Origin of the sequence: Phoenicibacter congonensis (genome assembly GCF_902386915.1) — a bacterium.
GTDB lineage: Bacteria > Actinomycetota > Coriobacteriia > Coriobacteriales > Eggerthellaceae > Phoenicibacter > Phoenicibacter congonensis.
The window spans coordinates 636893-650875 of the sequence record NZ_LR698997.1 but is presented as its reverse complement, the minus strand read 5'-3'; the positions used below and the strand labels follow the sequence as shown (position 1 = coordinate 650875).

Below are 13983 nucleotides of genomic sequence, written 5' to 3'. Positions count from 1 at the left end.
CTACTAAATTATTTGATGCTTTCTTCGAATGCTTGTTTAACTTCATCGGAGATTACAGCACTTCCACCAAAGACACGACCGCTAGTGAAAGAAACCCCAGATTCTTTCAGCATGTCATAAACTGGTTGATTCAATGAATCATCAAGAGACACAAGGAACATAACACTGTTGGATTTGCCCAAAATGTGAGAAGAACCCAGTGCGTCATAATAACCAAGACCAGAAGAGAAGCCTGCTCCATCAAGAGACATTCCTTGAGCAACCGCATACTTCACAAATGTAGTGTTTGTTTGGTATGCATCTTCGCCTGCGAGACGAGTTGTTGCCACACCAGCATCCTCCAATTCAGACTGCACCTGGAATGGAACAGCGGCAAGGCCACCCAAAATTGTTGCCTGACCATGCCCTTTGGCCTTGTCAATCATTGGCGCATTGTCGCCATTTGGGTTCACAAGCAAAATGAATGCACGTTTTGACATCGCATAGCTGCCTGCACCGAGCGCGTCATGATAACCAGCGGCTGAAGCTACAAGAACTTCGTTAGCGTCCCAAGATCCACGTGTGGTGCCAAAGTCATAGACAGCGCGGTTAGTCGCATAACCGTCATCACCATAGATGCGTTCGCATTTTCCGTCAACATCATAGCCATTAAGCTGGCTTTCAATTGCGTCAGATACTGCGAATTTTCCACCCAGAACAATGACGTCAAGCTTGTTTGCTCCATTATTTGAAAGTTGAGACAAAGCTTCAAGTGAATTGCTGTTGATTGAATCGTCAGAACCGTTTACAAGCAAAATTGGATAGTTCAGAAGGCCTGAAAGTGCTGCTGCACTAAGCGAATCAAGATAATGTCCTGTTCCGCAAACAATAACACCATTTGGTGTGCCATTTTCTGCAACATCTTGTTTAATGGTTTCAAGGTTTGTGCCATAGCAGTCATCGCCTGCCATTCTGTAAACCTTCTCAGGAGCAGCTGGCATCTCATATACCCAAGAAATCACATCGCCTTCTTTGAGTTCAAGTTGCCCAGCGCCTTTATCAGAATATTCACCATTAACGAGAAGTGACCAGTATGCCCAATCCTTGCCAATTTTTTGAGTGCCAAGTTTCATGGAGCTGTCAAAAGGAGACGTGATGCTGTTAAGCCACCAGTTATCGGAGGTCTTAGTTGCATCAAAGCTAACTCCTTTAGCAGACAATGCCTGTTCAGTTAAATGAGAGGCCAAGTCACCTTCAGCTACTTTAAAGTCAGACTCGTCAACCCATGATTGTGCTTTTCCGTCAGCATCAATTCCGGTTACACTAAACTTTACGTTTAGTTCTTTAATCCAGCGAGCATAGAGCTCTACGTTACCTGTGCTCCCCTTTGAAATCTTTTCTACAGGATTGCCCCAGTCGCCAGACTCGCTGCCATCTTTGTCAAACCAGCCCACAAAAGAATATCCCTCTTTGCTTGCTGGCTGCAAGGCGATGTCTTCAGACTCTATTGTGTATTGAGAAGTGGTGTTTGGATTAACAGCACCGTCAACGTTTTTGTAGGAAATAGAATACTTTACAGGAATCCAGCGAGCGTAAAGTGTTAGCGTTCCCGTGTCAGGATCAGCCGAATCATCTACATGATAGAAATCATGGTCGTCGAAATCCCATTTATGGAGCGTCCCATAAACAGGGTCCTTTTCATTCCAGCAGCAGAAATAATAACCTTCTGCCGAAGGGTCTGCTGGCTTGGTGGCATATGCATGCTCTTGATCCTCAATGTAGACAATTTGATCTTCTGGTTGAGGTCCACCATGACCATTTAGGTCAAATTTGACCGTGAATTGCTCCCACTCATACCATGAGGCATAAAGGGTAATGTCACCAGTTACTGATGTTGAGAAGTCATATCTATTTTGGCCCTCAGGATCAGTAGTCCAGCGGATGAAATCATGTTTATCCCATGTTGGATTAGTTGACGGTGCAACTACAACTTGACCTTTTTCGACTTTCACTTCTTGTGAATCGTTATCGCCAAACTTTCCACCGTTGGCATTGAATGTAACAGTAACTTCGCTTGAAACCTTTTGCGTCTTGTGGAAATCGCTGTTTGCAATAAATGCACCATGGTCCTCAAGTTGAGCATCGTTAGTCACCCACAAAACCACTTTGCCATCAGAAGCTTTATTAGCTTCAAATGCGCTCTTATCAAGAGTTGTTACAGTGCTTGGAAGGTTAAGCTCAGTTAGCAAGGTGCCTTTGAATGCCTGTTTACCAATAGACTCCAGTCCCTCATGAAGGGTGAGTTTTTCAAGAGTTGCGCCTTGTTTAATTCTGAAAGCATATCTCTCAATCGTCTTGACTGAAGCTGGTATTTCTAGCTCTTTTAAACTGTTGTTTCCGAAAGCGGTATCACCAATAGTCTCAACTGTTGCTTTCCCCTCAAAGGTCAAAGAGCTAACAGGGGTACCATCAAACGCCATTCTTCCGATTGTTTTGACGTTCTCTGGAATAGAGAGATTTGTAATGCCCGTCATTGAAAAAGACGCCTGTGGGAGCTCAGTGATGCCTTTGCCGATTTTGAGAGTAGTGAGATTCTTCGAGGCTCTGAAAGCAGCATTTCCCAACGTTGTAACACTGTCAGGAAGATCTAGTGACTCTAACTTTGAAGATGCAAATGAATTAACTCCAATGCTCTTGAGAGTTGAAGGGAAAGAAATCGCTACACCTGCATAATTCGTAAAAGCAAAATCGCCAATTGATGTGATTCCTTCAGGAAGTGTCACATTAGAAGGATTAACCTGAGACGTTCCTGACCCAACACTGAAAATGCCAGTGTTTGCAGCGCCTTTTCCAATTGCAGTAATTGCTGTTCCGTCAGGAGAAGTTGATGGCACAACAACATTAGGATCGGTAGCCATCTTAGCTTTACCAGAGTCGCTGAGGCCTGTAACAGTAGCTCCATCATAGGTAAAATCGTTAGCATTCCAAGATTGGTCTGCTTTTAACTGGCACTTTAGACCACGCACCTGAGACCCATCATAAGGCAGATCTGTGCCGTTAACGCTAATAAAGTAGCCTGGCACCCATTGATTTAAAGATGGTGAGACTTTGATTTTGAATTCATCGTCTGAGGTCAAAGATTGTCCAGGTTTTACCTTAACAACAACATTTTTTTGATTTACAGTTGTGAGCTCTAAAGAAAGAATTCCGCCTGAAGCCATAATGTCGTCTGCAACCACAGTTTCAGTTACATTCCCATCATCGCCAAGTCCATAGGCTACAAACTTGATATCTCCGTTGTATGGTGTTCCATCTTCACCAAGCACGAGAATTTGAATTTTTGAGTCTGTAGAGCCAGGATATTGAACAAGACCTTCAACAGCTGCATTGAGATTCTCCGTAGCCTCATCGACTGCATCTTGTGTGGCTGATGAGTCAGCATCCACACTTTTAGCCGCATCTAGAGAAGTCTTAAGAGCGTCCCACCCTGAGAAATAATCGGTTTCTTCTAGAGCAGAAGCTTTTGATATTGCGGTTTGAAGATCGTCTTTATAAACGCCTGTTCTCTTTTCAACAACAATTTTTACTGTTGCATCAATTTGCTCAGGTGCAGCATTGTTATTGTTGCCATTAGAATCAAGGTTCACATATTGGAAATCATCAAATGCAAATCTATAGAAGAAGTCGGTTCTTGGGGTAGTTAATTTCTCTTTATAACCAAGATACAAAAGACCATCGCCTGTTTGAGTGTGCTTTTGCCCGATTGCGTTTGAAATGTCAATGCTGCTAACCACATTGTTTTTGTCTGCCGACTTAATAGCCGCATACTTAGCATTAGAGACAAAATACTGTAACTTGTCAAACGATTCTTGTGCGTTGACAGAAAGAACACCATCTGCATCAGTGGTGTAGGTTTTTAAGCTCGAACCAAAAACTGGTGAACCTGGCTCAGTAGCACCTGCAGATGAACCTGTCTTGTAGAGATTAAAGTTCATTCCGCTAACAGGATTGCCTTCAGAATCAACGACAAGGGCTTTTAGGTCGTAAGGACCAGAAACAGGGTCGGTCTTCTCATTTTGGACACCAAATGTGCCATCGCCATTCTCTTTTGGTTCAAAGCCTTCTGCACACATGTCAGCTGGAACAGCTGTTGAGAAAGAACCGCCCGCCACTGCAATTGAACGAGTGCCAGTTGCACCTTCTGTGCCTTGTTTATCTTCCTTTAAAATAGCTTGTTTGGCACCATTAAAAGTGCCGCCTGAAATGCGCAGATTTTGATCGACATTGGCGTAACGAGAAACAAGTCCATATGTGCCTTCAAAAGTGCCGCCTGAAATGTTGATGTTGCCAGAAGCAGCAGCATAAACAGGAGTGCAGAAGTAATACCACCAGTCACTATCTCCTGGTGTAGCCATTGACTTGTAATTGCCACCATAAATTGTGACATTAGCTGGGCTTGTTGTGTTGTTCTCTCCAACCGCAGCGAAATGAGAGGTAATGGAAGGCCCATTGCCCGCCTCTTCGCCTAAAGTGATAGATCCACCGCCAAGAGCATAAACACCATACATGCCATCTGACCCAATGCCACCACATGTGATAGCGCCATCGGTCATTGTGAAGCTAGATCCCGAATCGACAGTAATTATGCAAGTTGAATCGAGGGCTTTAGCCTGCTCACCTTCTGGGCCAGCAATAGTGCCATTCCCAGTAATAGTGAGTGACGAACCTTCGTTTTCTACATTGAAAACAGCTGGCCATGTCTTGCTCTTATCGTCAGATTTCCTCACGTAGATTTGCTGACCGTCAGCATCAAGATTGTCAGAAGTGATTTTGTGACCAGCCATGTCGAGAGTCACAGCTTTATCTTTTACGAATATGCCATAGACATCGTCAACATCAGCTGTCATGGTAATGATTTCACCAGTTTTGGCAGAAGAAAAAGCCTCTGAAAGAGATGAGTATTGAACATCACCAATCTTTGCAACAACATTTTCCGCTGGAACAGTGGTGCCTGGGTTAGACGCATCTTCGGTCCATTGTGCCTTTAGAACAACAGAGCTGTCACCATTAGTGTCAAAACCAAAGAAGTCTTCATCACTAAAGTTAGATTCAAAGGTTTCTTCATTGTCAGGAGATTGGATAGTCCAACCGGTGAGCTTAAAGCCAGCTTTCGAAGGAGCTGGGCTAGGAGCAGAAACGTAGTAGCCACTTCCATCAAATTTGATAACTGAATTTGAGGAAGCAGGTGTTCCCCCATCACTATCGAATGTCACCGTCATGTCTGGAGCTTGGGGATATCCAGAGAGATTTGCTGATTCATCAGCAAAAGCTTTAGTTGTAGCCAACGAAGGCATTAAGCCTAAAACAAGCGCAAATGCAAGAACAACTCTCAAAAGCGAACCTTGAATAGTGTTTTTCTTAGACACCAAAACACCTCCCTTCCCTAATGTCGAATCTGATAATTCGGTTTTTTTCATAAACACCTCCTTCAAAAAAATACTTACCGTTTTGAAAACAAAACAATTAAAAGGTGGAACAATAAAAACCTCTAAATCCCGCATAAGAATTGAATTGTTTTCGATTTTTGTGCTTAACACCCATCAATAAAAACAAACAAGAAAACACTGGGAAATGTAACCTAGCGATTGCTGGGTATCAAAATTCTTCACTCTCCACCTACTAGAAGAAATCGATGCAGAGGCAGCAGAACTTTATGCACAGAAACAGCAGAGATAATGGAATCTCTTGCCCAAAAACATGTTATCACACGGACGCTTTTATATATCCATAATTCAGTGTGTCAAAATAGTGAAAATTGAATGAAAAAGAAGAGGAGGCTTCTCATGCGGAATTCATAATCCCTCGAGAAGCCCCCGTAAAAAACTGCTTGTTACTTAACTAATTAATGCAGTTTTCAAATGCCTCTTTTGTGGTGCTTGAAACAACAACTTCGCCACCAAAGACACGACCGCTAGTGAAAGAAACCCCAGATTCTTTTAGCATGTCATAAACTGGTTGATTCAAAGAATAATCAAGTGACACAAGGAACATGACACTGTTGGATTTACCAAGAATGTGAGAAGAACCCAAAGCATCATAATAACCAAGACCAGATGAGAAGCCTGCTCCATCAAGAGACATTCCTTGAGCAACTGCATACTTCACAAATGTAGTGTTTGTTTGATATGCATCTTCGCCAGCGAGACGAATAGTTGTCACTCCAGCGTCCTCTAAATCAGATTTGACCTGGAAAGGAACAGCGGCAAGGCCACCCAAAATTGTTGCCTGACCATGACCTTTGGCCTTGTCAATCATTGGCGCATTGTCGCCATTTGGGTTAACAAGCAAAATGAATGCTCGTTTTGACATTGCATAGCTGCCTGCACCGAGCGCGTCATGATAACCAGCGCCTGAAGCTACAAGAACTTCGTTAGCGTCCCAAGATCCACGTGTGGTGCCAAAGTCATAGACAGCGCGGTTAGTCGCATAACCGTCATCACCATAGATGCGCTTACAAACTCCATCGCTGTCATATGAAGAAAGTTCATTCTCGATGCCCTCAGATATTGCAAACTTTCCACCTAAAACGATTATTTCAAGCGAGTTTGTTGAAGAGTTAGTGAGTTCTTGAAGAGCTCCCAGAGAAGTTTCATTCATAGAATCATCGGTGCCATTGACAAGCAGAATTGGATAATCAAGCAAACCTGAAAGTGCAGCTGCACTGAGAGAATCAAGGTAGTGACTCGTTCCGCAAACAATCACTCCATTTGGCAATCCGTTTTCTTTAATGTCATTTGAAATGGTGGCGGCATTAGTTCCATAGCAATCTTGCCCGAAAATTCGGATGAGAGATGATGAAGATGGATTTCCCCCAGGATTGGAATCATCTTTCTTTGTGAGTTTTGGATCTTGGTTGAGTTGTTCAACACTCAGAGGACCTCTCACATCCTGCCAATATTTATTAGCAAAATACCAATCATTGTTAATAGGTTCATTCCCAGTGACATCACAATCGTTTGCATGTGAACCATCTCCTGCCTCTTTAAACTCCTCGTCATTTAGCAAAAAATAGGCATGCCCAAAGTTATTTGGATTTGATGCAGAAGTGAATGAACCATCCCAGGTTGAGTCAACCAAGAACCACTGTCCATCTATTTTTACTTTATTCCATGCGTGAGATCCAGCATTCGTTGTTCCCGCAACATAATTGCAGTCAATCCCAATTTGTTCACAAAGGAACTGATAGGCATAGGAATAGCCTGCGCAAAGCGCCTTGCCGTTAGCAATGCAACCTATTGCAAATTCTGGCAAATTTATAGTTTGTAAAGAATAGGTTGTGTTGCCACAAATCCAATCGTGAACAAATGCGGCCTTCTTAACATCGCTTCCATTCAATGGAGCGTTTTCCAGAAATGACTCATACTTGTCAACAAAAGCACTGATCAAATCGTCTTTCCATGTGGTCATATAGCTATCTACAGAAACAGACGAAACAATGTCGCCGTCAGTCACCAAGCTGAGCGAATTCCAGCCCACACAAAGAGTTGAAAAGAGAGGGTGACTGCGAATTATTTCAGTTAAAGCAGTAGCCCCCGTGAGCACTTGACCTGAAGTGTTTTGAAAAGTTATGTCTGAGACATTAATTCCAATGTCAGACACATCGACAGAAGAATTTTTGTTCAACAAGCCATTAAAAACTCTAGATTTAAACTGATCAATCTTTGAATCATCTTTTGGATTAAAAATCTTGTAGTTGTTAGCCTTAGTAGACTTGGCAGATATAACCGCACTATAAACATCCACTTGACCATAGCCGTAATAATCATCTTTCCCGCTTGTGCCCAAATCAATTGCAGTAGATGTTAAACAGCCCTTTATTACAGATGGCTTCGCATGATGGTTAGTCGAATAGCACAAAGCGGCGGCAGCTGAGACAAACGGAGTGGAAAAGGAAGTTCCATCTTCATAGACTTCTTCTCCTGAATTAATGCTTAGTGTTCGAATGTTTGAGCCTGGTGCCACAACATCAAGAGACTCCCCAACGTTTGAAAAATAGCTTCTTGTGTGCCTGGATGTGATTGCCCCAACTCCAACTGTGTTGTCTAAATTAGCAGGGAAATCGACGCTTGCAAGATCAGTTATGTTGCTTTCATTGCCGCTTGCACAAACACAAAGAATGCCAGCTGACTCTGCATCGTTGATTGCTTCTTCTATTGCTTTTGGTTGAGATTTTGAAATGCCAAAACTCATGTTGATAACTTTTACGTTGTATTGGTCTGCAACGCCAATAATCCATCTTATCCCCGCTGCAATGTCGCTAGAAGGTGCAGTTTTCCCAGTAAAAGCCCTGCAAATCAAAAGGTTAGCGTTGTAGCTCGCACCAGAAATGTCAAGTGCATTGTTAGTTTGTGCCGAAATAACACCAGCTACTGCTGTCCCATGTCCGTGCGTATCATTCCAATCACTCGCATCGTCGGTAGCAAAAGACCTGCCACCTACGATGTTGTTTACTAGCTCAGGATTGTCAGCATCGACACCTGTGTCAACAATTGCAACAGTCACCTGATTATTGCATTTAGCGACATCCCAGGCATCTTTAACCTTAGAGTTCTCATCGGAAATGTACCATTGTTGCCCAACGTTTGGGTCGTTGACTTCAACTTTAGAAGCAACAGACGCAGAATCAGAAAGCGAATTGCCAGCAATCGAAGAATCGGCGTCCGAATATGTTTGCCCGCCGAGACGGTTCACGTCATTTGCAAGCGTTGTCTCATCTGCCAACTCGATGGTATAGTCGGGCTCCACATATTCAACTCTTGGATCTTCTTTTAAATCGACAATTGCCTCAACAACTGAAGCGCCATCTTGAAGCTCAACAACAGCTGTGTTGTCTGCTATTTTTTTTGGTGCTGCCTCTTCTGTGTCTTTAACAGCATTTGAGCCATCAATTACAGACTGCGACGATGGACTCTCAACACTGTCCTTAAACTTAACAACTACCGCATCTTCCGAATAGCCCGACGTGCCTATTTCCTGCAATACAGCCTGCTTATCAAGGTCGTCGGCATATGCCAGGGTGTTGAATACAAGAATTTGCGACGCGCACAAAACTGTTGCCATAAAAAGCGAAAAAGCAACACTCAGCGTTTTTTTGCCCATTTTTTTCATAAATCGATAATACAAGGAAAGTCAATCTTTTCGGAAAAACAATTTTTACACTGGTCAATAAAATAGAATTAGACAGTAGAAAAATATAGATAGATTGGAATAAGTTGCTTAGAGTACTCACTGTGTTTGGGACAAGACCAGAAGCCATTAAGATGTGCCCGCTGGTCCTCGAGATCAATAAATCAAACAAACTCGATGGTCAAGTTTGCGTCACTGGCCAGCACAGAACCATGCTTGACCAGGTGCTAGACATTTTCAACATCAAGCCCGACTTTGATCTTGAAATAATGAAACCCCGTCAGACAATCACTTCAATCACGACAGATGTGCTGAATTCTATGAAGCCCATCCTTGAGAAATCTAAACCTGACATTGTTTTGGTGCACGGCGACACAACCACCAGCATGGCGGCTGCGCTTGCCTCTTTTTACGAAAAAATAACAGTTGGACATGTTGAAGCAGGCTTGCGCACAGGAAACATCTATTCACCTTTTCCCGAAGAAATGAACAGAAAAATCATTTCGGCTATCGCAACATATCATTTCGCCCCAACAGAAAACAACAAGCTTGCGCTCGAGAAAGAAGGAATTGAACAGGGTGTTGTGGTCACAGGGAACACCGTAATCGACGCGTTCCAATACACTACAAAAGATGCATATAAATTTAAAAATGAGGATTTGCAAAAACACGACTTCTCAAAACCAACCATAGTGCTAACTGCGCACAGACGTGAAAACCTCGGAGAGCCTCTAAAAAACATTTGCGAAGCTGTAAACGAATTAACAAAAAATTTTGACGACCTTCGTGTGATTTATCCAGTGCATCTAAACCCTGCTGTTCGGGAAACCGTGTTCGATGTGTTGGGACAAAACAAACATGTAACACTCACGGACCCTGTGGACGTAGAGGATTTGCACAACGCAATGAACAAATGCAAGTTAGTCATGACCGATTCTGGTGGCCTTCAAGAAGAAGCCCCACATCTCGGCAAACCTGTTGTGGTCTTGAGAACTGAAACAGAAAGACCAGAAGCCGTGATGGCAGGCACAGCTGTGGTTGCCGGCGTTGATAAAGCGAGCATTGTAAAAATTGTCACTGATTTGCTCACATGTGAAGAAAAATATTCACAAATGAGCAAGGCGATTAACCCATATGGCGATGGGAACGCTTCAAAAAGAATAGTCAAATTCCTGGAGAACCTTTCTTAAGAATTAAAGGAGAAATTTTGAAAATTTTCGTTGCAAGCTGGTTTTTTCCTCCAGCCACTTCTTCTGAAGGAATAGTCACCTACAAACTACTGAGCAAATCAAAACACACATATGATGTTTGCTCCGCCGATTGCGACTTGTGGAGCTACAAACACAAGCTAAACCTCACTTCTGACAACATAAATGTGTTCCCAATAAAAACTGACAAGCTTGACGAATGGGTCGACAAATGTGCTGAATTGTTTATAGAAAGAAACAAAACAGAGCACTACGATGCATTTATGACTAGAAGCATGCCACCAGAGAGCATTTCTGTTGCCAAAAAAATTAAAGAGGCGTGCCCTGAAGCTAAATGGATAGCTTCTTTAGCTGATCCTATATCAAAATCTCCCTATGACCTAAAAGCCTTCGTGTTGGAAAACGAGGAGTTGTCACCTCAGGAAAAAATTGATTTTCAAGTAGCACTGTGGGCAGGGTGCGATGGATGGAAAAATCACCCGTCGGACAAAATACGTCACCTTTGTGAACAGAAAGAAACTGAGGACTATGCAATTCACAATTCAGACGTTTTACTCTTTCCGCTAGACACACTAAAGAATTATGTGTTAGACGGAAGAAGGAGAAACAACACTTTCTCTGTCCCTCATTCATATGACGAAAGCATCTACCCAGAACCCAATAGTCACAAAAAAGAGGACGATAATGTTGTTGAACTCACGTTCCTGGGCCACTCCGATACAGTGAGGTCTTTAGTGCCAATAGTGAGGGCAATCAAGCTCCTCAAAGACAAAGAGTCAGATGTCATCTCAAATTTGAAATTAAGATTCATAGGCAATGTTCCTGATGAAGTGAGGACGCTTGTCTATAACTACTATCTCTATGACACAATTTCTATTGAGGACAGCGTTGACTATCTAACCAGCCTACAAATCATGAAAGAGACCGACTGGCTCATTCACGTAGACGCAAAGTTTGATTTCCTTGACAATCCAGGAGGATCAGTTTTCTTTGCAGGAAAACTTGCAGACTATTTTGGCACCGACAAGCCAATACTTGCTATCACAGGCAACTATTCACCAGCATACTCAATGGTTAAAGATGCCGGCGGTGTTTGCTGCGAAAATCAAAACATAGAAGAGCTTTCTGAAATATTGAGAAACATTGCAAATCACAAACTTAAACCTGCAATCAACAAAGAATACAGGACTCTCTACAAGTCAGAAAACGTAGCAAAACGATATGACGAAATTATAGAAAAAGCACTTGATGCAAAAGAATTAGACAATGCCAGAACGAACTGGCCTGCCGTTAAAAATAGCGCTGAGGGCGCAGAGAAGATATTGAGCATTTGTGTGCCTTCCTACAACGTAGAACAATATCTCGACAGATGCTTGTTTTCTTTATTGAGCAGCAGTGTTTCAAACCTGCTTGAAATAATTGTTGTAAACGATGGTTCAAAAGACAACACAATTAAAGTTGCAAAGGCATTCCAAGAGCATTACCCAAACATTGTAAAAATCATCGACAAACAAAACGGAGGACACGGCTCAACAATAAATGCAGCTCTAGAAAAAGCAACAGGAACATATTTCAGAGTGATTGACGGAGACGATTGGGTTGACAGCAAATCTCTCGACGAGATGATTAACAAACTAATAAAAGTTGACAAGCTCCCTGACCTTGTTTCAACTAACTACCATCAAGTCTATGTGCAAGACGGCCACACAGTCCCATGGATGAAATTCAGCTCTCTAGAAAACTACAGGTGTTATTCATTTTCGAAGACTGACATGTCGATGGAATATTTCACAATGGCTTCAAGCATGTTCAAAACTGAAGTGCTCAAGAAAGCTAATTTCAAACTTCAGGAACACACATTTTATGTCGATGTTGAATATATTCTGTTCCCAATTCCCTATGTAGAAACTGTCATGTTTACGCCTGAATATGTTTACAAATATGCAGTGGGAAATGCAGACCAGAGCATAAACAGAGACAATTTCGTTAAAAGATATGACCACCATGACAGAGTCATTAGAAGAATGGTCAAATATTACTGCGACCACAAAAAAGTTGCTAATGCTAACCAAATAAAATATATGAAAACAAGATTTGTCTATAACCTTCTGAATTCGCACTACACGCTGAGTTTGCTTTGGGATCCAAATCAAGAACGTGGACTTGAACGCGCAAAAGACTTTGACGAATTCCTAAAGACATCAGCTCCTGATTTGTACGAGGCAACTAACAAAGAATACAGGGTGCTGAGTGAAGTGCGACAGAGTGGGTTTAAAAATAGCGCATATGGAATTGCAGGAACGTTGTATGACGACCCTAGAGGCACAAGGCGCAAAGAGGCGGCGAAAGAGCTTGCGAACAAAGGACCGCTAAAGTTGATTCCAAGAAACAGGGTCACACGAAAAATTGCAAGGACATTAATGAAATATTAAACGTTCAACCTAAATTGACCTCCAAAAGAGGTCAATTTCTTTTTCTACAGTTTGCGCCCTAGAGCACCTCTTCTCAATTTTTTGACGACATGCTTTTGCGCATTTATTGTAGTACCAACGATTGCGAGCTAGTTTTTCAACTACATCAGCATATTCACATGGATTCTCAACATCACACAAAAGTCCAATGTCGTTAGGAAGGAAATAATTAGCAGCATCGATGTTCGAAGACACAACAGGCATCCCACTCATTGCGGCTTCACACATTGAAACTCCTTGCGAATCAAAACGCGTAGCAAACAAACCAATGCCATGATTGTCATAGGCTTCTTTCAGTTCTTTTTGCGAAAGAAAATGCTCATGCAAATTGACATTTTCAAAATCTTTAATCGGTTCAGTCAAGTTTTCAAACATTGGGCCAGACCCATAGATGTCAAACGTTAGGTCTTTAAAAATTCGGCGCTTGCTGAGCTCAACAATCGTTTGCACATCTATGTCTATTGCATAGGTGTTAACATTGTCAAACTTTCTGACAACTATTACCTTATGCCGGGTGTCTTTGTTCCTTTTTGAAAATTGATATACCTTTTCGTCGACAAGATTAGAGATAACATGTGCACGATTAAAATGAATTCCAATCAATTCTTCGCTGCGCTTTTTTAAAGTTTCAGAAACAAAGACCCATGAAACATTTGATTGATTATTCAATTGCCTAATAACAGAATCTCTTTTAGTGAATTCTTCGGTCTGCTCATGTGTTAACTTTGCTGGATTGGTGAAATAGGGCGTTGTAAAAAGTGGCCAGTCCCAGTAGCGGGTTTCGGGATTGTGGGACCAAAGAAAAAACTTCAAACCATTTAGACGTTGCGACATGACAGCATCAACAAAATTTAAATCAAAGAAATGCAGAAAACAAACATCAAACTTGTTTTCAAAAAGATGGGGCTCAAGCGATCCGGGGATTAGCCTGGTGACGTGCACACCTTCTATTTCATATTCAGTGTGGTCTTCGTAATAATCCCACACACACAAGACTTCAACGTCAATGCCAGCTTGCAAATAGGCTTTAACTCGTGAATGAACGAAGGCGCAGAGATACATGTTGTCTTCACTTGGGTAGGTGGGGACAACAACGGCCAGGCGGCGCGAAGCAACATCTTTATTCACGAAGTCTCTTT

At 42.3% G+C, this 13983-nt stretch carries 5 protein-coding genes; 2 read left to right on the top strand and 3 right to left on the bottom strand.

Translation table 11 applies throughout. The features are described 5' to 3' along the window. Positions 1 to 8: 8 nt before the first annotated feature. Complete coding sequence (locus FXZ76_RS02795; RefSeq protein ID WP_162273041.1) at positions 9 to 5456, bottom strand: leucine-rich repeat protein; 5448 nt, start codon at positions 5454 to 5456, stop codon at positions 9 to 11. Positions 5457 to 5877: 421 nt separating this feature from the next. Next, entirely contained in the window at positions 5878 to 9138 is a 3261-nt protein-coding gene (locus FXZ76_RS02790; protein WP_162273040.1) for a S8 family serine peptidase, read from the bottom strand. Between the two features lie 113 nt (positions 9139 to 9251). On the opposite strand from FXZ76_RS02790, the gene wecB reads away from it, so the two are divergent. Both wecB and FXZ76_RS02780 read left to right on the top strand, forming a co-directional pair. Then, positions 9252 to 10355, top strand: coding sequence for a non-hydrolyzing UDP-N-acetylglucosamine 2-epimerase (gene wecB, locus FXZ76_RS02785; RefSeq protein ID WP_172618927.1), 1104 nt, complete (start codon positions 9252 to 9254; stop codon positions 10353 to 10355). A 17-nt stretch (positions 10356 to 10372) separates the two neighbouring features. Beyond that, entirely contained in the window at positions 10373 to 12805 is a 2433-nt protein-coding gene (locus FXZ76_RS02780) for a glycosyltransferase (protein WP_079535672.1), read from the top strand. A 9-nt stretch (positions 12806 to 12814) separates the two neighbouring features. On the opposite strand, the gene FXZ76_RS02775 is transcribed toward FXZ76_RS02780, so the two are convergent. Further along, positions 12815 to 13972: a glycosyltransferase family 4 protein gene (locus FXZ76_RS02775; RefSeq protein WP_079535671.1), complete on the bottom strand. Its 1158-nt coding sequence runs from the start codon at positions 13970 to 13972 to the stop codon at positions 12815 to 12817. Between the last annotated feature and the right edge of the window lie 11 nt (positions 13973 to 13983).

Coding starts and splice junctions, on each gene's coding strand:
- FXZ76_RS02790 (WP_162273040.1), bottom strand. CDS start 9,138: ATGGGCAAAAAAACGCTGAGTGTTGCTTTTTCGCTTTTTATGGCAACA.
- FXZ76_RS02795 (WP_162273041.1), bottom strand. CDS start 5,456: ATGAAAAAAACCGAATTATCAGATTCGACATTAGGGAAGGGAGGTGTT.